Origin of the sequence: Streptomyces sp. NPDC002889 (assembly GCF_042888425.1) — a bacterium.
In the GTDB taxonomy this organism is placed as follows: Bacteria; Actinomycetota; Actinomycetes; order Streptomycetales; family Streptomycetaceae; genus Streptomyces.
In genome coordinates, this window is sequence record NZ_JBIAPT010000002.1 from 439,651 (window position 1) to 461,615 (window position 21,965).

At 70.6% G+C, this 21,965-nt stretch carries 22 protein-coding genes; 7 read left to right on the plus strand and 15 right to left on the minus strand.

Annotated features, from left to right (window positions below):
* The first annotated feature begins 76 nt into the window (after window positions 1–76).
* Window positions 77–856 (plus strand): hypothetical protein, encoded by a 780-nt coding sequence (locus ACFYWI_RS04860; protein ID WP_389225155.1) that lies wholly within the window; start codon window positions 77–79, stop codon window positions 854–856.
* 34 nt (window positions 857–890) lie between these two features.
* On the opposite strand, the gene ACFYWI_RS04865 is transcribed toward ACFYWI_RS04860, so the two are convergent.
* The 5 genes from ACFYWI_RS04865 to afsQ1 all read right to left on the minus strand — a co-directional run bounded on the left by ACFYWI_RS04865 (window position 891) and on the right by afsQ1 (window position 4,853).
* A complete protein-coding gene (locus ACFYWI_RS04865) occupies window positions 891–1,091 on the minus strand; it encodes a PspC domain-containing protein (protein ID WP_389225157.1) in 201 nt (66 codons plus the stop codon).
* 90 nt (window positions 1,092–1,181) lie between these two features.
* Entirely contained in the window at window positions 1,182–1,757 is a 576-nt protein-coding gene (locus ACFYWI_RS04870; protein ID WP_389225159.1) for a VanZ family protein, read from the minus strand.
* Between the two features lie 150 nt (window positions 1,758–1,907).
* Window positions 1,908–2,537: a hypothetical protein gene (locus tag ACFYWI_RS04875; RefSeq protein WP_389225161.1), complete on the minus strand. Its 630-nt coding sequence runs from the start codon at window positions 2,535–2,537 to the stop codon at window positions 1,908–1,910.
* Window positions 2,534–4,114 carry an ATP-binding protein gene (locus ACFYWI_RS04880; RefSeq protein ID WP_389225163.1) on the minus strand — a complete coding sequence of 527 codons (1,581 nt, stop codon included), beginning with the start codon at window positions 4,112–4,114 and terminating at the stop codon, window positions 2,534–2,536. Before ACFYWI_RS04880 ends, ACFYWI_RS04875 begins: the two co-directional genes overlap by 4 nt.
* Before the next feature lie 61 nt (window positions 4,115–4,175).
* Window positions 4,176–4,853, minus strand: a complete 678-nt coding sequence (afsQ1, locus tag ACFYWI_RS04885; RefSeq protein WP_328540803.1) for a two-component system response regulator AfsQ1 — start codon at window positions 4,851–4,853, stop codon at window positions 4,176–4,178.
* A 169-nt stretch (window positions 4,854–5,022) separates the two neighbouring features.
* On the opposite strand from afsQ1, the gene ACFYWI_RS04890 reads away from it, so the two are divergent.
* Entirely contained in the window at window positions 5,023–5,778 is a 756-nt protein-coding gene (locus ACFYWI_RS04890) for a SigE family RNA polymerase sigma factor (protein ID WP_389225165.1), read from the plus strand.
* A 396-nt stretch (window positions 5,779–6,174) separates the two neighbouring features.
* On the opposite strand, the gene ACFYWI_RS04895 is transcribed toward ACFYWI_RS04890, so the two are convergent.
* Complete coding sequence (locus tag ACFYWI_RS04895; RefSeq protein ID WP_389225167.1) at window positions 6,175–6,813, minus strand: uridine kinase; 639 nt, start codon at window positions 6,811–6,813, stop codon at window positions 6,175–6,177.
* Between the two features lie 119 nt (window positions 6,814–6,932).
* Between ACFYWI_RS04895 and ACFYWI_RS04900 the strand changes: the two genes are divergently transcribed.
* A complete protein-coding gene (locus tag ACFYWI_RS04900; RefSeq protein WP_389225169.1) occupies window positions 6,933–7,358 on the plus strand; it encodes a hypothetical protein in 426 nt (141 codons plus the stop codon).
* 121 nt (window positions 7,359–7,479) lie between these two features.
* Here the strand turns inward: ACFYWI_RS04900 and ACFYWI_RS04905 are convergent, their stop codons facing one another.
* Genes ACFYWI_RS04905 through deoC form a run of 3 tightly spaced genes read right to left on the minus strand, consistent with a single transcriptional unit; the run spans window position 7,480 to window position 10,787 of the window.
* Entirely contained in the window at window positions 7,480–8,376 is an 897-nt protein-coding gene (locus ACFYWI_RS04905) for an aldehyde dehydrogenase family protein (RefSeq protein ID WP_389225171.1), read from the minus strand.
* A complete protein-coding gene (locus ACFYWI_RS04910) occupies window positions 8,376–9,833 on the minus strand; it encodes an aldehyde dehydrogenase family protein (RefSeq protein WP_389225173.1) in 1,458 nt (485 codons plus the stop codon). The genes ACFYWI_RS04905 and ACFYWI_RS04910 overlap by 1 nt, the downstream gene beginning before the upstream one ends.
* Window positions 9,834–9,839: 6 nt before the next feature.
* Window positions 9,840–10,787, minus strand: a complete 948-nt coding sequence (deoC, locus tag ACFYWI_RS04915; RefSeq protein WP_389225239.1) for a deoxyribose-phosphate aldolase — start codon at window positions 10,785–10,787, stop codon at window positions 9,840–9,842.
* A gap of 149 nt (window positions 10,788–10,936) precedes the next feature.
* Between deoC and ACFYWI_RS04920 the strand changes: the two genes are divergently transcribed.
* A complete protein-coding gene (locus ACFYWI_RS04920; RefSeq protein ID WP_389225175.1) occupies window positions 10,937–11,569 on the plus strand; it encodes a PH domain-containing protein in 633 nt (210 codons plus the stop codon).
* A 107-nt stretch (window positions 11,570–11,676) separates the two neighbouring features.
* On the opposite strand, the gene ACFYWI_RS04925 is transcribed toward ACFYWI_RS04920, so the two are convergent.
* The 3 genes from ACFYWI_RS04925 to ACFYWI_RS04935 form a co-directional block, all read right to left on the minus strand.
* The gene (locus ACFYWI_RS04925; protein WP_389225177.1) at window positions 11,677–13,326 is read right to left on the minus strand and encodes a phospho-sugar mutase; all 1,650 of its coding nucleotides are present in this window, start codon (window positions 13,324–13,326) and stop codon (window positions 11,677–11,679) included.
* A 311-nt stretch (window positions 13,327–13,637) separates the two neighbouring features.
* The gene (locus ACFYWI_RS04930; protein ID WP_389225179.1) at window positions 13,638–14,447 is read right to left on the minus strand and encodes a purine-nucleoside phosphorylase; all 810 of its coding nucleotides are present in this window, start codon (window positions 14,445–14,447) and stop codon (window positions 13,638–13,640) included.
* 158 nt (window positions 14,448–14,605) lie between these two features.
* A complete protein-coding gene (locus ACFYWI_RS04935; RefSeq protein WP_356636125.1) occupies window positions 14,606–15,043 on the minus strand; it encodes a gamma-glutamylcyclotransferase in 438 nt (145 codons plus the stop codon).
* A gap of 225 nt (window positions 15,044–15,268) precedes the next feature.
* Here ACFYWI_RS04935 and ACFYWI_RS04940 point away from each other — a divergent pair, with 225 nt between their 5' ends.
* Together ACFYWI_RS04940 and ACFYWI_RS04945 are read left to right on the plus strand one after the other, a co-directional pair.
* Entirely contained in the window at window positions 15,269–16,708 is a 1,440-nt protein-coding gene (locus ACFYWI_RS04940; RefSeq protein ID WP_389225182.1) for an NAD(P)H-quinone dehydrogenase, read from the plus strand.
* Window positions 16,709–16,852: 144 nt separating this feature from the next.
* Complete coding sequence (locus tag ACFYWI_RS04945; RefSeq protein WP_389225183.1) at window positions 16,853–17,788, plus strand: DeoR/GlpR family DNA-binding transcription regulator; 936 nt, start codon at window positions 16,853–16,855, stop codon at window positions 17,786–17,788.
* A gap of 553 nt (window positions 17,789–18,341) precedes the next feature.
* Here the strand turns inward: ACFYWI_RS04945 and ACFYWI_RS04950 are convergent.
* Window positions 18,342–18,950 (minus strand): TetR/AcrR family transcriptional regulator, encoded by a 609-nt coding sequence (locus ACFYWI_RS04950; protein ID WP_389225185.1) that lies wholly within the window; start codon window positions 18,948–18,950, stop codon window positions 18,342–18,344.
* 272 nt (window positions 18,951–19,222) lie between these two features.
* On the opposite strand from ACFYWI_RS04950, the gene ACFYWI_RS04955 reads away from it, so the two are divergent.
* Window positions 19,223–20,692 (plus strand): DUF2079 domain-containing protein, encoded by a 1,470-nt coding sequence (locus tag ACFYWI_RS04955; protein ID WP_389225187.1) that lies wholly within the window; start codon window positions 19,223–19,225, stop codon window positions 20,690–20,692.
* 61 nt (window positions 20,693–20,753) lie between these two features.
* Here ACFYWI_RS04955 and ACFYWI_RS04960 read toward each other — a convergent pair whose 3' ends face one another.
* Entirely contained in the window at window positions 20,754–21,446 is a 693-nt protein-coding gene (locus tag ACFYWI_RS04960) for a peptidylprolyl isomerase (protein WP_389225189.1), read from the minus strand.
* 356 nt (window positions 21,447–21,802) lie between these two features.
* Window positions 21,803–21,965, minus strand: a 163-nt coding sequence (locus ACFYWI_RS04965) for an acetyl-CoA carboxylase biotin carboxyl carrier protein subunit (RefSeq protein ID WP_389225241.1), incomplete at its 5' end; no start/stop codon positions are given.

Sequence of the window (21,965 nt, forward strand, 5' to 3'; positions counted from 1 at the left end):
GGCTTCGTACGTCAACTGGTGGGGCGCACACCTGATTCGGGTGTGCGCCCCATGCCGTCTGTGCCAGGATCCCGCCATGCGAGTAAAGACCGCCCCACTGTCCGCATTCGCCGCCGTCTGCGTCCTGCTGCCGCTCGCGGCCTGCACGAGCGACGGCGACCACGCCGCCGGCAAGAACGCGACCCCGAGAGCCGGGGCGAGTGCGGGCGCGGGTACGGGCGGCAGTACGGCCCCCGGTGCAGAGCCCGGCAAGGGCGGCGGCGACGCGTCCGTACCGCTGACCGCGCCCCAGCTCGAACGGGCCGCCCTCGCGACCGGCGATCTGCCCAAGTTCCAGGTGTCGTCCGAGCGGAGCCCGCTCGCGCCCACCGGGCAGCCCACCGCTGACAAGAAGCAGTGCCAGCCGCTCGCCGACGCCATGGGCGACGAGCCCAACACGCGGGCCACCCACACCGTCAACCGCGGGCTCGGCTCGCTGGAGAGCCTCGGCCTCGCGGTGTCCGCCTCCCTCAGTTCGTACAGCGAGACGGACGCCGAGCAGCTGATGGCCCAGCTCGTCTCGGCCGTCAAGGCCTGCGGGGCGGGCTTCACCGCGTCACTGGACGACCGCGCCGCCGACTACGGCAACATCAAGAGCACGCCGTTCACCGTCGGCGGCGGGGACGAGACCGTCAGCTGGAGCACGGTCGCCACGAACGAGGGCGTCACGGCGCCCATCCATCTGGTCGTCGTACGCAAGGGGGCGACCGTGGCGCGCTTCATGGCATTCGATCTCGCCGGGCACACGCCGCCGCGGGTGCCTCAGCAGGTGGCCGACAAGCAGCTGGCGAAGGTCGGCCAGGCACTCGCCGGCTGACCGGCCGCGCCTTCGGGGTCGCCGGGGCCGCGGGTCACCAGGCGGCGGTGGCGGTCTTCTCCTCCGGCAGCAGCACCCACAGCGCCAGGTAGAGCAGGAACTGAGGGCCCGGAATCAGACAGGAGAGCAGGAAGATCACGCGCATCGTCGTCGCGGACGTGCCGAAGCGCCGTGCCAGCGCTGCGCATACTCCGCCGATGATGCGTCCGTCACGGGGGCGGGCAAGTGCGGCCATGGTGGGCTCCTTCGCGAACCTTCAGGGAGCCTCTCTGCCGTGCTCCCGATACCACCATGGTGGCCGGGCACGAGGGAACAAAGCGTCGCTCTACGGGGCGATACCGACCCTGGGAATCGTCGGGGTCGGCCCCTGAGACGCCTCGTCCCGCAGCAGGGGAGCGGCCGGACGGTCCCCGCGCCGGGACCGGACACCGGTGCCCAGCAGACGTCGGCGCAGCCGCGCCCGGCCCACGGGCACGACCGCCAGATGGGCGAGCGCCACACCGGCCGAGTTCAGCAGGACCGAGTCCACGTCGACGACCTGACCCGGTACCCCGGTCTGGAGCAGCTCGATGCCGAGGGACAGCAGAGCCGCGGCCGCGACCGTACGGGCCAGCGAGGCCCAGGGGGAGACGGTCAGCCGGCCGCCCGCGATCGGCAGCAGTATGCCGAGGGGGGCCAGCAGCAGCAGTCCCTCACCGATCCGGCGCGAGGCCTCGACGGGCCCGAGTGCGACGGACGCCTTGATACCGGCGAGCGGCTCCAGGTTCGCCGCAGTCACCCACAGCACGTCGAGTGGGCGCAGCGTCAGCCATGCGACCAGCAGCAGATGGGCGATGAGGAGAACGACCCCCGCCGCGCGGAAGTGGATGGCGGCATTGCCGCCCGAACCTTGACGCTGCACGCCCTCCAAGACGCACGCACCGCGAGAATCGGTTCCGCCGGTCCCCCAAAGAGCCGCACCGGCTCCGAACGGCCCTCCCGTACAGCCCTTCCGTACGGCCTCCGGAGCCCCCGTGCGCACCTGCGGCCAAGGGGACGGCTCACGACACGGCTACGACGCCGAAGGGGTGGGCAGCGAGTCCAGCGTGGGCACCACGCCCTCCGGCCGCTCCTTGGTCCCGGCGCCGCAGACATACGCGCGGGGTGCGTAGTCCCCGGGTCCGCCCAGCACCACCGCGCCGTCCGTCGCCGCGGCCCTGCTCTCCGCGAAGGTGCACACGATCTGCGCCAGCGCCGCCGGCGGCAGATCCTCCGGCTGGCGGCTCAGCCGCAGCGTTCCCGCGGGATCACTTCTGCGGGGCGCGGCGACGACCAGCGGCCCGCGTACGTAGGTGGTGAGCCCCGCCTCCTGCTCCGACGACGACGGCTCCTGCTGCAACTCGTCCAGCAGCGCCTGCGCGAACTCCCGCCGCCCGTCGACGGCCTTCTCCTCGGCGATCTTCGCCGTGCGGTCCACGGACTCCAGCTGCGAGGCGCACACCAGATAGATCCGCACGGGGACGCCCTGCTGCTGCGCCTGCGGGGTGACGGACCCTTCGGACACCTCGCAGGGCACTCGGGAGGGCGCCGCCCCGGCGTCGACGGGTGTGGTGGTCCTGATCCCGCAGCCGGCGAGGACGAGGACACCCGCCGATGCGGCGAGCGCGGCCGCCATCCGTGCGGCAAGGCCCTTCGGCTTCACTGCGCGCCTTCCTCTCCCCGGTCGCTGCTGCTGCCCGAGCCCTCGGTGCCGTCGCTGTCCGCGTCGTCGGCCCCGACCGCCTCGGAGTCCGTCAGCGGCGAGCCGTCGCGCGGCAGCCGCAGCACGAACACCGCGCCGTCGCCGTCCGCGGAGTTCGCCGCGGTGATGTCGCCGCCGTGGATATGGGCGTTCTCCACCGCGATGGACAGGCCCAGGCCGCTGCCCTCGGAGCGCGGCCGTGAGGCGCTCGCCTTGTAGAAGCGGTCGAAGACATGCGGCAGCACCTCCTCGGGGATACCGGGTCCGTGGTCGCGTACCTCGATGACCAGCTCGTCGCCGACCGTCCGCACCGACACCCGTACCGGCGAACCGCCGTGCTTGAGTGCGTTGCCGATGAGATTGGCGAGGATGACGTCGAGCCGCCGGGGGTCCAGGCGGGCCATGATCCCGCGCTCGGCGTCCAGTTCCACCGCGTCCAGCCAGGCACGCGCGTCGATACAGGCGGTGACCTGGTCGGCGACATCGACGTGGTCGAGCACGAGCCGGGCGGTACCCGCGTCGAAGCGGGTCACCTCCATCAGGTTCTCCACCAGGTCGCCCAGCCGCCGCGTCTCGCTCACCACCAGGTTCACGGCGGGCGCGATCATCGGATCGAGGCTGTCGGCCTCCTCCTCCAGCACCTCGGTCACGGCGGTGAGCGCGGTCAGCGGGGTCCGCAGCTCGTGCGACATGTCGGCGACGAAGCGGCGGCTGGACTCCTCCCGCGCGCTCATGTCCGCGACCTTCTTCTCCAGCGACTCGGCCGTCTTGTTGAACGTCCTTGCCAGTTCGGCGAGTTCGTCCGTACCCGAGACACGCAGCCGCGTGTCGAGCTTGCCCTCGCCGAGCTGCCTGGCCGCCTCGCCCAGCCGGTGCACCGGCCGCAGCACAGTGGTGGCCGCGGCCTGCGCCAGCAGCGCTGAACCGACCAGCGCCAGCAGGGTGGCGATGGCCAGCGACCAGGCGAGCGAGTTGAGATCCTGCCGTTCCTGGTCCAGCGACTTGAACAGATAGCCGGTCGGCCCGCCGCCGACGATCCGGCTGCCGCCCACCAGGTACGGCTTGCCGCGGCGCTCGGTGCGCTGCCAGAACAAGTGGTACGCGGCCGAGTTGCCGGCCGTGATGTCCTGCCGCTCGTTGACCGCCTCCTGCAGCGAACCGGGTACGTCGTCGAGCGTGAAGATGTCCGGGTCGGACGCGCCGACGATCGGCTTGCCCTCGGCGCGCTCGCCGATCAGCAGCACGCTGAAGTCGTCGTTGCCGTGCGCCATCTCCTCTGCGGCCGTCTGCAGTTCGGCCTGGGTCGGCCGCAGCGGCATCGAGGCGGCCCGGTTCTGCATCTCCTGCCGGAAGTCCCCGAGCGCCGCGTCCTGCGTACGCGTGAGCACCGCTTCGCGGTTGAGCCAGTACGCGATGCCGGAGGCCGACACCGCGGCGGTCAGTGCGACCAGGGCGAAGACCACGACGAGGCGCAGCCGCAGACTGGTCCAGCGAAGAGGTGCGACAATCCCGCGCCTTGCGGAGGGTGCACTGTTCACCGGAGGCTTCCGTTCCCGGCTCTCGCCGCGCGCACATCTCGCCCGGCCGGCCCCACCGTTCTCACTGGGGGGTGTCCAGCCGGTAACCGACACCGCGCACCGTACGGATCAGGGTCGGCGAGGACGGCACGTCCTCCACCTTCGCCCGCAGCCGCTGCACGCACGCGTCGACCAGACGTGAGTCGCCGAGGTAGTCGTGCTCCCACACCAGCCGCAGCAGCTGCTGGCGCGACAACGCCTGGCCGGGCCGACGGCTCAACTCGAGCAGGAGGCGCAGCTCCGTCGGCGTGAGCTGCAGATCCTCGCCGTTCTTGGTGACCGTCATCGCTGAGCGGTCGATCACCAGGGAGCCGAAGGCCGCCGAGTCCGTGGACTCGCGCTCGCCGCGGCGCAGTACGGCGCGGATGCGGGCATCGAGCACCCGCCCCTGCACCGGCTTGACGACGTAGTCGTCCGCACCCGACTCCAGACCCACCACAACATCGATGTCATCGCTGCGGGCGGTCAGCAGGATGATCGGCAGCTGATCGGTGCGCCTGATACGCCGGCACACCTCGAAGCCGTCGATCCCGGGCAGCATCACGTCCAGCACAATCAGATCCGGCCGCTGCTCGCGCAGCAGTTTCAGGCCGTCCTCGCCCGTCGCCGCGGTGGCCACACGGTGGCCCTGGCGTGACAGGGAGAGTTCGAGGGCCGTGCGGATGGCGTCGTCGTCCTCGATCAGCAACAGGAAAGGCACGGAGGTCATTCTGGCGCATGGGGGAGCCTCAGTTCGACCCGGAGGACCGCTGGAACACTCGTAGGGGCTGTGACGTGCCTGTGACAGTCGGCGGACAGCGCGATGAAACTGCCCGGGCAAGCTCTTGTCACACGGAACGAAGCAGACTCCACTCGACGGGGGGCGCGAGATGAACGCACTGCACAGCACCACCTCAAGCGCGGTTGTCACGCGTCTCCACGACGTCACGAGGAGCGCTGAGAAGTCCGGCGTGGTGAACGGGCGGGGGTGCGTTCGCGGCGCCGGGCGTCAGCTCAAGCCGTCGGCTGCAGAGCAAGGGCGCAAGCCCTACATGACGGTGGTTGACGCGGCTGCCGCAGGCAGCGGGGTGGCGTACGGGGAGGCCACGGGGGAGCGGTCCTGTTCGGAGGCGGAGTTCACCGCCTACGTCCAGGAACGCCGGGCCTCTCTGTACGCGACCGCCTACCACCTGACCGGTGACCGGTTCGAGGCCGAGGACCTGCTGCAGAGTGCCCTGTTCTCGACGTACCGGGCCTGGGACAGGATCAGCGACAAGGCGGCGGTCGGAGGCTATCTGCGCCGCACCATGACCAACCTGCACATCAGCGCCTGGCGCCGGCGCAAGCTCAACGAGTACCCGACGGAGGAGCTGCCGGAGACGGTGGGCGACACCGACGCGATGCGGGGTACGGAGCTGCGCGCCGTGCTGTGGCAGGCGCTTGCCAGGCTGCCCGAACTCCAGCGGACGATGCTGGTCCTGCGTTACTACGAGGGCCGCACCGACCCGGAGATCGCGGAAATCCTGGACATCAGTGTCGGCACGGTGAAGTCGAGCATCTGGCGGTCGCTCCGCCGGCTGCGCGAGGACGAAGTCCTCAGCTTCGGCCGTGACGAGGAAGAATCCTTCGGCGAGCTGGTGGCCTGAAGGCAACGGGGGGAAGCACGGGGGAAGCAGGGCCTGCCGTTTCGGGGGAGACGGCGGGAGCGGGGGGACCCACGGGGGATACGGGGGACCCACCGGGGGAGACCGCGGGTGTTCACGGGGGTGACCGCGGGCTCACGGGGGAATCCGAGCGGGACCGGACAGGCCGGGGGGTCTTGTCCGGCCCCGCTCTTCGCATGTGCGCCGCCGCCCGCGGCGCGAAGCTGCCGGTGGCCGGCGGACGCCATGGGTGCCGGGCCGGCTCCTCGCCACGAAGGTGCCCGCAGGCCGGCGGATGTCGTGGGGCGGGCGTGGCCTCGTACTCCGCACGTGGCTCGCGGCGCGAAGGCGTTCCGGGCGCGAGAGCGCCGGTGCGGCGTGGGGGAGCCCGCGCCGCCGTTACGCCGCGACGCGCGCCGCGGGCGTACGGCGGCGGCCCGCCGCCGCGTCCGCGAGGCGGCCCAGTGCCTCCTGCTTGCCGCAGGGGTGGGCGCCCAGGTGCGTCTGGCGCGCCACGATGCCGCGCTCCTCCCGCATCAGCCGCCAGCCGCGGCGGAGCAGGAACGCCACCGACTTGCGGCCCTCCCGCAGATCCCGCGCCAGCCTGCGGCGGAACGTCGTCGACGGCCGGCCGCGCAGACACAGCGCGTCGGCGAGCACGCCGATCTGCTGGCAGCGGCGGACGATGTCGGCCGCGAAGATGCCCTCGGCCACGAACAGGGGCGTACGGGCGATGTCGAATGTCTCCCGGTCCACACGGGAACTGGTGGCGATGTCGTACACGGGCACGGTCGTCCGGCCCGTACGGCACAGCTCCTCGATCGCGGCGACCGCCGCGTCCGCGTCCCAGGACAGCGGAGAGTCCCAGTCGATGTCCGTACTACCCGTCACCACGGGAAGCGTCGGGTCGTTGCCCTCTTTGTAGAAGTCGTCGAGGCGCAGTACCGGCAGGCCGGTACGGGCGGCGAGTGACGACTTTCCGGAACCGGAGGGGCCCGCGAGCAGCACGACGCGGGTCGGGATGGGTTGGGAACTCACGGGAGTCAATTGTGACGCATCGACTCGCGCAGGGAACCCCCCGGAGGTGTGGGTGGTATCGAGCGTCACACCTCAACTACTGTCCGTATGCTGGCGATTACTCATCTAGGCAGGGAAACATGGCTCGTCATGCAGCTTCCAACAACCGGCGGCGTGCGCTGCTGCGCGCAGGGCTGACCGTCGCGGCGGCGGGTGCCGCTCTCGGCTCGGGCGGTGCGGTCGGTGCCGTCGCGCAGGCCGCACCGGCGCTGCCCGTCGCGCTGCCGACCGGCGCGGCCGGGGCGGACTCGGTCGTCGGCGACGCGGGACCCGCGAAGGCGGTCACGGGCGTGGTCGCGAACTCGGTGACGGGCGCCGGCCAGCTCAAGAGCATGCAGCTCCACCCGCTGGCGAACACGGGCGTCGACCCGCTCAGCAATGGGGTGGGCACCAAGGTCGCCGACTTCAAGCCGGTCGGCACGACGATGGTGACGGACCATCTGACCCACGGACAGGCGCTCGAGGACCTTCCGCTGGTCGGACCGGTGGCCGGCCAGGTGCTCTGATCGGACGCCATCAGGCGGCGGTGCTCATGAGGAAAGCCCCCACGGCCGGACGGGACGGTGGGGGCTTTCGTTCGGGGTGCGCTCGGCACAACGGGCGGTGGCCGGGGCGCCCGGCCGCGGATCAGTACGCCGAGCCGGATGCGCCCAGCGAGCCGGTCGGGTGCCAGACGGTCTTGGTCTCCAGGAAGGCCGTCAGACGCCGGGTGCCCGGTGCCGCGGAGAAATCCACAGCCTGTGGACGAAGCACGCGCTTGAGGTTGTCCGCCGCGGCGACCTCGAGCTCCTTGGCCAGCACCTCGTCGGCCCCCGCCAGATCGATGCCGTTGACGTCCTGGTGCGCGGCGAGCGGGGCCGCGATCTCGGCCGTACGGCCGGACAGCACGTTGACCACACCGCCGGGCAGGTCCGAGGTGGCCAGCACCTCGCCCAGGGACAGTGCCGGGAGCGGGGACTTCTCACTGGCGATCACCACCGCGGTGTTGCCGGTCGCGATGACAGGGGCGACGACGGACACCAGGCCCAGGAACGACGATTCCTGGGGCGCGAGGATCGTCACGACGCCGGTGGGCTCCGGGGTCGAGAGGTTGAAGTACGGGCCGGCGACCGGGTTCGCACCGCCGACGACCTGGGCGATCTTGTCCGTCCAGCCCGCGTACCAGACCCAGCGGTCGATCGCGGCTTCCACGATCGCGGAGGCCTTGGACCTGGACAGGCCCTCCGCGTCCGCCACCTCGTGCACGAACTGGCTCTTGCGGCCCTCCAGCATCTCGGCGATGCGGTAGAGGATCTGGCCGCGGTTGTACGCGGTCGCGCCCGACCAGCCGCCGAACGCCTTGCGGGCCGCGACGACCGCGTCACGCGCGTCCTTGCGGGACGACTGGGGTGCGTTGGCCAGCCACTTGCCCTTGGAGTCGGTCACCTCGTACACCCGGCCGCTCTCGGAGCGGGGGAACTTGCCCCCGACGTACAGCTTGTAGGTCTTGAGAACGCTCAGTCGGTTCTGCTCATCGGTGCTCATCAGCGCTCGCCCTCCGGGCTCGACGGGGCGAGGTACGCCTCCAGGCCGTGGCGGCCGCCCTCGCGGCCGAAGCCCGACTCCTTGTAGCCGCCGAACGGCGAGGTCGGGTCGAACTTGTTGAACGTGTTGGCCCACACCACACCGGCGCGGAGCTTGTTCGCAACCGCGAGGATGCGCGAGCCCTTCTCCGTCCAGATGCCGGCCGACAGGCCGTACTGGCTGTTGTTGGCCTTGGCCACGGCCTCGTCCGGGGTACGGAAGGTCAGCACGGACAGCACCGGGCCGAAGATCTCGTCGCGGGCGATGGTGTGCGCCTGGGTGACGTTCGTGAACAGCGTCGGGGCGAACCAGTAGCCGGACGTGGGCAGCTCACACGCCGGGGACCAGCGCTCGGCGCCCTCCGCCTCGCCCGCCTCGACCAGCGAGGTGATCCGGGACAGCTGCTCCTCGGAGTTGATCGCGCCGATGTCGGTGTTCTTGTCCAGCGGGTCGCCCAGGCGCAGCGTGGACAGCCGGCGCTTGAGCGAGTCCAGCAGCTCGTCCTCGATCGACTCCTGGACCAGCAGCCGCGAACCCGCGCAGCAGACCTGGCCCTGGTTGAAGAAGATGCCGTTGACGATGCCCTCGACGGCCTGGTCGATGGGCGCGTCGTCGAAGACGATGTTGGCGCCCTTGCCGCCCAGTTCCAGCGTGACCTTCTTGTCGGTGCCGGCGATCTGGCGGGCGATCGCCTTGCCGACCGCGGTCGAACCGGTGAAGGCGACCTTGTTGACGTCCGGGTGCGCGACGAGGGCCGCGCCGGTGTCCCCGTAGCCCGGAAGGATGTTGACGACACCCTTCGGCAGACCGGCCTGGCGGCAGATGTCCGCGAAGAACAGGGCGGACAGCGGAGTCGTCTCGGCGGGCTTGAGCACCACCGTGTTGCCGGTGGCGAGCGCCGGGGCGATCTTCCAGGCCAGCATCAGCAGCGGGAAGTTCCACGGGATGACCTGGCCGGCCACGCCCAGCGGCAGCGGGTTCCGCCCCAGGCCGGCGTGCTCGAGCTTGTCGGCCCAGCCCGCGTAGTAGAAGAAGTGGGCCGCGACCAGCGGGAGGTCCGCGTCGCGGGTCTCCTTGATCGGCTTGCCGTTGTCGAGGGTCTCCAGGACCGCCAGCTCGCGCGATCGCTCCTGGATGATCCGCGCGATACGGAAGAGGTACTTGGCACGCTCCGAGCCGGGCAGCGCGGACCACTTCTCGAACGCCTTGCGGGCGGCCTTCACCGCACGGTCGACGTCCGCGGCCCCGGCCTGGGCGATCTCGGACAGGACCTCCTCGCTCGAGGGCGAGACGGTCTTGAACACCTTGCCGTCGGCGGCGTCGGTGAACTCGCCGTCGATGAAAAGGCCGTAGGACGGCGCGATGTCGACGACGGAGCGCGACTCGGGGGCGGGTGCGTAATCGAAAGACATGGTCATCCCTGCTCAGTCCACCGTCACGTAGTCGGGACCGGAGTACCGGCCGGTCGCCAGCTTCTGCCGCTGCATCAGCAGGTCGTTCAGCAGACTGGAGGCACCGAAGCGGAACCAGTGGTTGTCCAGCCAGTCCGCGCCGACGGTCTCGTTCACCAGCACCAGGAACTTGATGGCGTCCTTGGTGGTGCGGATCCCTCCGGCGGGCTTCACGCCTACCTGCACTCCAGTCTGCTCCCGGAAGTCGCGAACGGCTTCCAGCATCACCAGGGTGTTCGCCGGGGTTGCGTTGACCGCGACCTTGCCGGTCGAGGTCTTGATGAAGTCGGCCCCGGCGATCATGCCGATCCACGACGCGCGGCGGATGTTGTCGTACGTGGAGAGCTCGCCGGTCTCGAAGATGACCTTGAGCCGGGCGTTGCCCGAGGCCTCCTTCACGGCGCGGATCTCGTCGTACACCTTCAGGTACTTGCCGGCCAGGAAGGCGCCGCGGTCGATCACCATGTCGATCTCGTCCGCCCCTGCGGCGACGGCGTCACGGACGTCCGCGAGCTTCACGTCGAGCGCCGCGCGGCCGGCCGGGAAGGCGGTGGCGACGGAGGCGACCTTGACGGCGGAGCCCTTCAGGGACTCCTTCGCGGTTGCCACCATGTCGGGGTAGACACAGACCGCGGCCGTCGTCGGGGTCGTACGGTCGGTCGGATCGGGATTGACGGCCTTGGCGGCGAGCGCCCGGACCTTGCCCGGGGTGTCCGCGCCTTCCAGCGTCGTCAGGTCGATCATCGAGATGGCCAGGTCGATGGCGTACGCCTTCGCCGTGGTCTTGATCGAGCGGGTGCCGAGAGACGCGGCGCGCGCTTCCAGGCCGACCGGATCGACGCCGGGCAGCCCGTGCAGAAAGCGGCGCAGAGTGCTGTCGGACGTGGTCACGTCGGCGAATGCAGGTGCGGTGGTGGGCATGGTCACCAGATGAGCATATCTACGCGCGTAGCGACATGTACAGAGGGGCCGGGCGAAACCGGATACCAAAACGGACACAGCCGGCCGGCCCGCCGATCACCGTGGCCCGTGCCGGTGCCCCCACCGGGGCGTACGGCAGAATCGGGAACATGACGCGTCCCGAGCCCCCCGCCCAGCCCGCCTCCACCGAGCGGGCCTTCCGGTCCACAGCCGGTATGGCGGGCGGAGCGCTGCTGCTGGCGCTCGTGGCCTGGATCGTCGTCGACGCCGTCGTCCGGGGCGAGGGCCGTACGCCGTGGCTCGCGCTCGCCGCGGCGCTGCTGGCCGTACCGCTCGTCGTCGCCTTCAGCCTGCGGCCGGCCGTCTTCGCCGACGACGACCGGATCCGGATCAGGAACCCGTTCCGGACGATCACCCTGCCCTGGGCGGCCGTCGCCGATGTGCGGGCCGGGTACTCGAGCGAGATCATCACCCAGGACGGCACCAAGTACCAGCTCTGGGCCATCCCCGTCTCGCTGCGCAAGCGCAAGAGCGCCGCCCGCCGACAGGCCCGCGCCGCGACCGAGGACCCGCACGGCAGGACCTCGGTGCACGCCGATGTCGCCGACAGCGACCGCATGGCCCCCGCCGACCGGACGGTGGCGGATCTGCGGGAGCTGGCCGAGAGCCGTGCCGTGCACCCCGCCGCGCAGGGGGAACCGCACATCCGCTGGGCGTACGAGCTCCTGGCTCCGGCCGTCGCCGGGGCCGTACTGCTGGCCGTGCTCCTCGCCGTCGGCTGATCCGCCGGGACCCGGCAGGACACAGCGGCCGCGCCGCTGTGTCCTGCCGGGCCTTTCGCGGCGCTCCACCCGGGTCGCGCGCAGGTGTCCCCTGCCCACCGGCCGCGTCAGATGCCCGCCGCGGCGGCCAGATCCCGCTTGATCCCGGCCAGCACCTCGTCCGCCCGCCCCCGGGCCGTGCCGAGCTCGCTCGCGTCCGCGACCGGCACCACGACCTCGAGATAGCACTTGAGCTTGGGCTCGGTGCCACTCGGCCGGACGATGACGCGCGCCTTGAACTCGCCGTCGAGGTAGTAGCGCAGACCGTCCGTCGGGGGAAGCCTGTCCGTGCCCCGGCTCAGGTCCTCGGCGCTGGTGACATGGAGTCCCGCGAGCAGGGTCGGCGGCTGCTCGCGCAGCGCGGTCATGGCATCGGCGATGACACCCAGGTCTTCGACCCGCACCGACAGCTGGTCGGTGGCGTGCAGACCGTGCGCCACGGCGAGGTCGTCGAGCAGATCGGTGAGGGTGCGGCCGTGCTCCTTCAGCTCCGAGACCAGCTCGGCGACGAGCAGCGCGGCGGTGATGCCGTCCTTGTCGCGTACGCCTTCGGGGTCGACGCAGTAGCCGAGCGCCTCCTCGTAGCCGTAGCGCAGGCCCTCGACGCGGGCGATCCACTTGAAGCCGGTCAGGGTCTCCTCGTGCGGGAGCCCCGCCGCCTCCGCGATCCGCCCCAGCAAGGACGAGGACACGATGGACTCGGCGAACGTGCCGCGCGCACCCTTGTGCACCAGGTGCTCAGCGAGCAGCGCGCCGACCTCGTCCCCGCGGAGCATCCGCCAGCCCCCGTCGACGGTGTCGTCGGGCACGGCGACGGCGCAGCGGTCCGCGTCGGGGTCGTTGGCGATCACGACGTCCGGCTGGACCCGGCGGGCGGTCTCGAACGCGAGGTCCATCGCGCCGGGCTCCTCCGGATTGGGGAACGCGACGGTCGGGAAGGCCGGGTCGGGCTCGGCCTGCTCCTGCACGAGCGTGGGCACGGGGAACCCGGCCCGCGCGAAGGCCGCCATGACGACGTCCCGTCCGACACCGTGCATGGCCGTGTAGACGACACGGGCCGTGCGGGGTGAGCCGCTGCCGAGCACGGCGTCGGTACGGGCGAGGTAGGCGTCCAGCACCTCGTCGCCGAGGGTGTCCCAGCCCTCGTCCGCGCGGGGTACGTCGTCGAGGCTGCGGATCGCCTCGATCTCGGCGGCGATCTCCGCGTCGGCGGGCGGCACGATCTGCGAGCCGTCGCCGAGGTAGACCTTGTAGCCGTTGTCGCGCGGCGGGTTGTGGCTGGCGGTCACCTCGACACCTGCGACGGCGCCCAACTGCCTTATGGCGAAGGCCAGTACGGGGGTCGGCAGCGGGCGCGGCAGCACGGCTGCGCGCAGACCCGCGGCAACCATGACGGCTGCGGTGTCGCGGGCGAAGTCGGCGGACTTGTAGCGGGCGTCGTAGCCGATGACGACCAGCCCGCCGCCCTGGCCCTTGGCCCCGAGGTACGCGGCGAGCCCCGCGGCGGCGCGGATGACCACGGCCCGGTTCATCCGCATGGGGCCGGCCCCCAGTTCCCCGCGCAGTCCGGCCGTGCCGAACTGCAGCGTCCCGCTGAACCGGGAGGCGAGTTCGTCGAGGTCCTGCGCCTCGATGAGCTTGCTGAGTTCCTCCCGGGTCTCCCCGTCCGGGTCCTCGGCCAGCCACGCGTTGGCCCGCGCGATGAGGTCCTGCTGCACGGTTGGTCCGCCTCTCGTTGTGATGCGTCGAGTCTGTGCGCCGACGGCCGCGCGCCCCATGGTTTGTTCCGGCCCCATTATTTCGGCCCAGCGGCCGCCGGGCGGTCCGGCGCGCTGTTCCCGGAGAGCTGCGCGAGGCCGGTCCCGGCCGGGCAGCGGCCGCCTTCGTGGGCTGCGCCGCCGCGGTGCCGGCGGGCGGGGCGGAACGGCGCCGCCCGGCTGCTTCGGGGCCCGCCCGAGCCGCCGGGCGGGGGCGCCGTCGGTGAGATGGAGAGCAGGCCCCCGGGGTGTCGACCCCGGCGGCCCGCTGATCAGATGCGGGCCAGTACCCGCGTCAGCAGTTCGCCCATGCGGGACGCCGAGTCGCGGCCGGCCTGGAGGACTTCCTCGTGGTTGAGGGGCTCGCCCGACAGGCCCGCCGCCAGGTTGGTGACCAGGGAGATGCCGAGCACCTCCGCGCCGGCCTCGCGGGCGGCGATGGCCTCGAGGACCGTGGACATGCCGACGAGGTCGCCGCCCATGACACGGACCATGTTGATCTCGGCCGGGGTCTCGTAGTGCGGGCCGGGGAACTGGACGTACACACCCTCCTCGAGCGTCTCGTCCACCTCCTTGCACAGCGCGCGCAGCCGCGGAGAGTACAGGTCGGTCAGGTCGACGAAGTTGGCGCCGATGATCGGAGAGGCGGCGGTCAGGTTGATGTGGTCGCTGATCAGCACGGGCTGCCCGGGACGCATGCCCTCGCGCAGACCGCCGCAGCCGTTGGTCAGCACCAGGGTCTTGCAGCCGGCGGCGACGGCGGTGCGCACACCGTGGGCGACGGCGGCGACGCCGCGGCCCTCGTAGTAGTGCGTACGGCCGAGGAAGACCAGGACGCGCTTGTCGCCGATCTTGTACGAGCGGATCTTGCCGCCGTGGCCCTCGACCGCCGGCGGCGGGAAGCCGGGCAGCTCGGTGGCGGGGAACTCGGCCTCGGGCGCACCGAGCGCGTCGACGGCCGGCGCCCAGCCGGAGCCCATCACAAGTGCAACGTCATGGGTCTCGGTGCCGGTCAGCTCGCGCAGGCGGTCAGCGGCGGCGCTGGCCGCGGCATGGGGGTCCGGGGTAACAGATACGTTCACGGGAAGAGGGTAGCCCGTGAATCCCTACGCGCGTAGATGGCAATGTTCACGAGTCGGTTTCCCTTCGCTCGTCGTAACGCACAAGAGTCGGCCCGTCGCGTCATGCGATCGCCGAGGCCCGCCCCAGGACGGTGGTCCGGCGGTGACGGGACCGCCGGTCAGCACGGGCGCTTGCGCAGCTCCATCACATAGTCGTGCGGCGCCCCCGCCGACTCCGCCGCGTCCGCGAGCTCGCCCAGGTAGCGTGCGGACGGCAGGCCGCCCTCGTACGCGTTCAGCACGTACACCCAGGCCGGCTCCTCGCCGTCCAGAGTGTCCACGCGGACGCGCATCCGCCGGTAGATGTCGAGACCGACACCCTCCCAGCGGTCCATCGAGTCCTCGTCCATCGGAGCGATGTCGTACAGCGCGACGAAGACCTGCGAGCGCGGCGCCTCCACGATCGTGGCCAGCGCCCCCTCCCAGCCCATCTGCTCCCCGCCGAAGGTCAGCCGCCAGCCGTTCAGCCAGCCGGTGCCGCGCAGCGGTGAGTGCGGGGCGCGGCGGGTCATCAGCCGCGCGTCGAGGTTGCCGGCGTACGCGGCGTAGAGCGACATGGGATCGAGGGTACGGGAGGGGGAGGAGAGACCGCCCACGCGGCGGAGCCGGTCCAGGTAGCCCCGGCCGTGACGGCCGAGGTCGCGGGCGTATCGAGCCCCCGGGGCGAGAACGCCGATACCGTGCGGGACAATGGGGTACGTACTGCATTCCCCGGGGTGACCCCGGACCCCCGGTCGGGCGGGCAGGCGGGCCGGGATTGACAATGCGAGGCGGACTTTTTCGTGACCCGGATCGTGATCATCGGTGGCGGACCCGGCGGTTATGAGGCTGCCCTGGTGGGCGCTCAGCTCGGCGCGGAGGTGACCGTCGTCGACTGCGACGGTCTGGGCGGAGCTTCGGTGCTGACCGACTGCGTGCCGTCGAAGACCCTGATCGCCACGGCCGAGGTGATGACCACCTTCGACTCCTCGTACGAGGAGCTCGGCATCATCGTGGCCGACGACACGCCGCACATCGAGCAGGCCGCCCGCGTCGTCGGCGTCGACCTCGGCAAGGTCAACCGACGGGTCAAGCGGCTCGCCCTCGCCCAGTCCCACGACATCACCGCCTCCGTCACCCGGGCCGGCGCGCGCGTCCTGCGCGGCCGCGGACGGCTGGAGGGTCAGCAGGCGATGGACGGCTCCCGCAAGGTAATCGTGCGCGCCGCCGACGGCACGGAGGAGACGCTCGTCGCGGACGCCGTGCTGATCGCGACCGGCGGTCACCCGCGCGAGATCCCGGACGCCCTGCCCGACGGCGAGCGCATCTTGAACTGGACGCAGGTCTACGACCTGACCGAGCTCCCCGAGGAGCTCATCGTGGTCGGCTCCGGTGTCACCGGCGCGGAGTTCGCGGGTGCGTACCAGGCGCTCGGCTCCAAAGTCACTCTCGTCTCCTCGCGCGACCGAGTGCTGCCGGGTGAGGACCCCGACGCCGCCGCCGTCCTCGAGGATGTCTTCCGCCGCCGCGGCATGAACGTCATGGCCCGCTCCCGTGCCGAGTCCGCCAAGCGCGTCGGCGACCGTGTCGAGGTCACGCTCTCCGACGGCCGTGTCATCTCCGGCTCGCACTGTCTGATGGCGGTCGGCGCGATCCCGAACACCGCGGGAATGGGCCTGGAGGAGGCCGGGGTCCGGCTGAAGGACTCGGGCCACATCTGGACCGACAAGGTCTCCCGTACGACGGCGCCCAGCGTGTACGCCGCCGGTGACGTCACCGGGGTCTTCGCGCTCGCGTCGGTCGCGGCGATGCAGGGCCGGATCGCGATGTACCACTTCCTCGGTGACGCCGTCACCCCGCTGAACCTCAAGACCGTCTCGTCGAACGTGTTCACCGACCCGGAGATCGCGACCGTCGGCTACAGCCAGGCGGACGTGGACGCGGGCAAGATCGACGCCCGGAGCGTGAAGCTGCCGCTGCTGCGCAACCCGCGAGCCAAGATGCAGGGCATCAGGGACGGCTTCGTCAAGATCTTCTGCCGGCCGGGAACGGGCATCGTGGTCGGCGGTGTGGTCGTCTCGCCGCGCGCATCGGAACTGATCCACCCCATCTCGATCGCGGTCGACAACAACCTGACGGTGGAACAGATCGCAAACGCTTTCACCGTGTACCCGTCTCTGTCGGGGTCGATCGCCGAGGTGGCCAGGCAGTTGCACACCCGAAAGGCGACGGGCGAGGCCTAAACCCGGCGAACCCTGGGCACTTCGGCCGTCAACTGATCAACTTCGAGCCTGCTCATACCACTTGGCGTGTCCGAGTGTGTGCAATTTCTGTAATTCGGCGCATAGTGCTGAAAACTATCGGGCGGTGGGGTTACTGTCAGTTTCGTGTTCGCTGCAGAACGTCGCCAATTGATCCTCGAAATGGTGCGTGCCAACGGTGCCGTGTCGCTCCGTGAGCTCGCCCGTGTCGTCCAGACCTCCGAAGTGACCGTACGGCGGGACGTGCGGGCGCTCGAGGCAGAAGGACTCCTCGACCGCCGGCACGGCGGTGCCGTACTGCCGGGCGGGTTCACCCGCGAATCCGGCTTCCCGCAGAAATCCCTGGCCGCGAGTGCGGAGAAGACGGCCATCGCCGACCTCGCCGCGAGCCTCGTGGAAGAGGGCGAGGCCATCGTGGTCGGCGCGGGAACGACGACGCAGGAGCTGGCCCGCCGGCTCGCGCGCGTACCCGGGCTGACCGTGGTCACCAACTCTCTGCTGGTGGCCCAGGCGTTGGCCCATGCCAACAGGGTCGAAGTCGTCATGACCGGCGGGACGCTGCGTGGCTCCAACTACGCGCTGGTGGGCAGCGGGGCCGAGCAGTCCCTGCAGGGCCTGCGGGTCTCGCGTGCGTTTCTGTCGGGCAGTGGCCTGACGGCCGAACGGGGCCTGTCCACGTCCAACATGCTCTCGGCGAGCGTGGACCGGGCGCTGGTGCAGGCGGCCGCGGAGGTCGTGGTGCTCGCGGACCACACCAAGCTCGGCACCGACACGATGTTCCAGACGGTGCCGACGGATGTGATCACGCGCCTGGTCACGGACGAACCGCCGGTGCACGACGACCGCGCGGCGACCGAGCTGCAGGCCCTGGCCGATCAGGGCGTACAGATCGCGGTGGCCGGCGCGGCCGCCCCGCCGGTGGACGGCTCCCGCCCATCACGTCGCGATGTCCCCCTCCCGGTCCAGCGCCGCACCCGCACCCAACTCCGCAGCACGTCGGGCTCGCTGACCCCGGACCCCGTGGACCGCACTCCACGAGTGGCCGACATCCGCCGCCGCTGACGCGTGCCGGGGCCGGCCTCGGGAGCGCGTCCCCGCGCCACGGCTCGCCCGACCGCGCCCACGAGGACGCTGTGTCGGGGGCGTACTCCGATGGGCGGGGACCGGTCTCCGCCGCGGCGAGGTCGGCCCGACGCCCGGGTGTGTCGTACCGCGGAGGGGATGTGCCCCTGGTCCGGGATCTGTCCCGATGGGGCAGGCGCCATGGCGGACTGCCCTCCGTCACGGCGAGGTCGTCGCCCGGGTGCCGGCCGTCCGGTCGTGGGAGGTGCCGGGGGCTGGTCTCCGGCCCCGAGGGTCCGTGCCCGGGCACGGGGAGCTTGGACCGGGGCCTCCGCCACGGCGGTGCCCGCTGCCCCTGTGGGGTGGCCCCCTTGAGCGCGGGGCTTGCCCCGATGGGGCAGGCGCCGGTGACATCCGTGGCCGCGCTCTCGCCCAGTGACGGCTGACCGCGTCCCGTCCGGCGCCCACCGTCCGTGCCGCGTGGGCGGTTCTTGGGGGGCCGGGGCTTGCCCCGCTCGGGGGAAGGCGCCACGCCCCGCGTACGGTCGGCGGGTCAGGCCGACCTGTCCGCCTTCAGTCCCCGGAGGGTCAGCGCCAGCAGACGGTCGGCCAACTGCGCGTCGTCCGGGTCCTGTTCCGCCGCCAGCGCGATCGCGTTCGTCAGTTGCATCAGGTCGCCGATCGACACATCCGCCCGCACCGAGCCGCTCTTCTGCGCCCGTACCAGCAGGCGCTCGCCCGCCTCGCGCAGTGGCATGCTGCACGACGACAGCGCCGAGCTCTCATCGTGCGACGCCGACATCAGCGCCCGCGCCAGACCGCGGTACTCACCCGCATGAGTGATGAGGGCGCGCAGCCACTCCACCAGCGCCCCGCACGGATGTTCCGCCCCGGTCAGTTCGCGGGAGCGCTCGAGCAGCGCCGCCAGCGCCTCCTGGAACACCGCGCTCATCATCGCGTGGCGGTTGGGGAAGTGCCGGTACAGCGTGCCGATGCCCACGCCCGATCGGCGAGCGATCTCCTCGAGCGACGCATCGGTGCCGTGCTCCGCGAACGCGGTGCGCGCCTCGCTCAGCAGTCGTTCGTAATTGCGGCGCGCGTCGGCCCGCATGGGGCGTGCCGAACCCGAGGCCGCTGCCGTCTCCGCCGTACTGATTGCCATCGCACCGTCCTCCCGGAGTCCGCTCCGAGGTCCAGGATGCCATCGAAAAATCGGAGGGTACCTCCAAATCCTGGTGGGAGATGCCCTGCGGATATCGCCGTCCTCTGTGAGGCGCCAGGCGCGCCTGAGCGGCCGACGGCCACGAAACGATGCGCCCGCGACAGGCGTGCGCCCATTCGGAGGATTCTGACCACACAGGAGTTGGCGCAGACTCAAGTGGTCGAGCTTGCTGGCATCTTGAGGGCCTCAGACTCGCTTTGGAAGGCACGGTCATGCACGCACCCCCCACCGACAGCGCGACGCTCCCCACGCAACAATCGGCTTTGGAGGAAGAGACGGTGGCGCAGCCGTCCACCGAGAGTCGCTCCGCGGTCACATGGTGGATCTGGGCCCTGGCGGGGGCGCTGTTCTTCACATACATGGCGCTGTCCCTGCGTCTCCATCAACGGATGCTCACCAACGCATTTGACCTGGGCATCTTTGAACAGATCGTCCGCTCCTACGCGAACGGGCAGCTCCCCGTCTCCGAGGTGAAGGGACCGGACTTCCCCATCTTCGGGGACCATGTCTCTCCCGTCCTGGCCCTGCTGGCACCGCTCTACTGGCTGTGGCCGTCCCCCAGCGCCCTGCTCGTGGCGCAGGCGGCGCTGATCGCGGCAAGTGTTCTGCCCCTGACCGCCTGGGCGCGCCGAACGCTGGGCACCATGGCTGCCGTGCTCATCGGCCTCGGCTACGGCCTCTCCTGGGGTATCGCGAGCACCCTCGGGGCCGAATTCCATGAAGTGGCCTTTGCCGCTCCCCTCGTCGCCTTCTCGGTGACTGCCCTCGGTACCGGCCGCCTGCGCGCGGCGGTGTTCTGGGCGCTGCCCTTGGTGCTGGTGAAGGAGGATCTCGGGCTGACGGTGGCCGCCATCGGTCTCCTCGTCGCGAAGCGCGGCGAACGCAAGCTCGGGATCATCACCGCTCTGTGCGGCCTCGTCGGGACGCTGGTGGCCATGCTGGTCGTTCTGCCGGCCTTCGATCCGAGCGGGTCCTTCGGCCGCCTGCTCTGGCTGGGGAACACAGGAGGCGGTGAGAGCTCGGTGGGGGATCTCCTGCACTCGGCCACGATCGGTCTGATCACCCCCCAGGCCAAGAGCACAACTCTCCTGCTCCTGCTGGCCCCCACCCTGTTCCTGGCTCTGCGCTCGCCGTTGATGTGGATCGCCCTGCCGACTCTGCTGTGGCGCTTCGCATCGGACTATGCGTTCCACTGGGGCACCACCCACCACTACTCGCTGGTGCTGATGCCGATCGTCTTCGCGGCCTTCATCGATGCCCTGGTCCGACGACGCCCGAATCCGAGCAGTCTGCGCCGGTACCTCGCGGGCTCGGTCGCGGTCACCTTCCTGCTGCTGCCGCAGTTCCCGCTGTGGCAGCTGGTTCAGCCGGCCACCTGGCGGCACAATCCCCGCATCGCTGTCGCCCACAGGCTGATGGACCGGATTCCCGACGGCGCCACGGTCCAGGCGTCCAACCAGCTCGTACCCCACCTCACCAACCGGACGAGCGTCAGCCTCTACGGCTGGTACGCCAGCCGCCCCAATCCTGAGTGGATCATGGTGGATACGTCGGTGCCGCTGAATCTCCGCTGGCCGCAGGACGCCATCACGGAGAGAATCGCACTGGACACGGCCCGCGCTCAGCAATATCGCACCGTGGCCGAGCAGGACGGCTTCCTACTGCTCAACCGCCGGGGCTAGTCCGCCGTCGAAGGCGGTCAGTGGGGTGCCGGTCGGGCTCGGCCGGCACCCCACTCGCATGTCACCCGCTGCTCTTGCCAGGGGCGTCGGCGGCTTCCTGCCGCACCGTCACCGACTTGATGACTACGGCCTTCTTGGGCCTTCCATCGGTGGATCCGTCCCGCGTCCCGTTCCTGGCGATCTCCCTCACCACGTCCAGCCCGCCGGTGATCCTCCCGAAGGGAGTCCATTCGGACGACATGCGGAACTGGGGATCGGCGTAACTGATGAAGAACTGGCTGCCATTCCTGCCGGGAACCACCTTGGACATCGCCACGGTGCCGGCCGGATATTCTGCTCCGGTCAGATTCTCATCCTTGAAGAAATACCCGGGGTCGGCTGTTCCTTCCCCTTTGGGGTCACCGCAGTCCAGTACGAAAATCCCTCGGGTGGTGACGCGGTGACACTTGCTGCCGTCGAAATACCCCTTCCTGGCGAGGAAGGAGAACGAATTGGTGGCGCAGGGCGCTTCTTCGGTCAGCGCCTCGAAGGTGACGGTCCCCCTGTTGGTGACCAGCTCTGCCGTGTACGGCCGTGCCGCCTTCTTGGCGTTGAAGGGGGGGATCGAGGCGGACTTCACCTTGGTGGTGGGCGTGTAGGCGCAGGAGACCGGCGGCTTCGGATCGATGCTGTTGCCGGTCAGCGAGACCGCCGTCCAGGCCAGCCCTGAGCAGGCTGCGGTGACTGTCAGGACCGTCGTCGCAACCTTGGTCACACGCCTCCTGCGCTTCGGATCGGAATTCTTCTTTCCTAGCCAATCTCTGACGGACATTCGAGCCTCGACTGTGGTGAGTGGGAGTGGATGACGCGATGCGCAGAGCGTATCCAGACGCCTTTGTATCGCTTATGACGACACACGCCGTTCCCACGCCAACTCGGCGCGCCTGCGAAGGTGGTGTGTAAAGCGGATCCGAGGGGCGACGCTCTTTTCGCCGGTCCGCAGAGACTTGGCTGCGGACAATTCCCCGCCGGGTGAGCCCGATGCGCAGAATTCCGCCGAACATGCGTGTGGGGCCTGCCCGTTGTCCTATGGACCGGGCAGGCCCCACACGTACACAACAGCCGGACGGATCAGTCCTTGATCTCGCAGATCATGGCGCCGGAGGTGAGTGACGCGCCGACCTCGGCCGCCAGCCCCTTGACGGTGCCGGAGCGGTGGGCGTTCAGCGGTTGTTCCATCTTCATGGCCTCGAGGACGACGATGAGGTCGCCTTCCTGGACCTCCTGGCCTTCT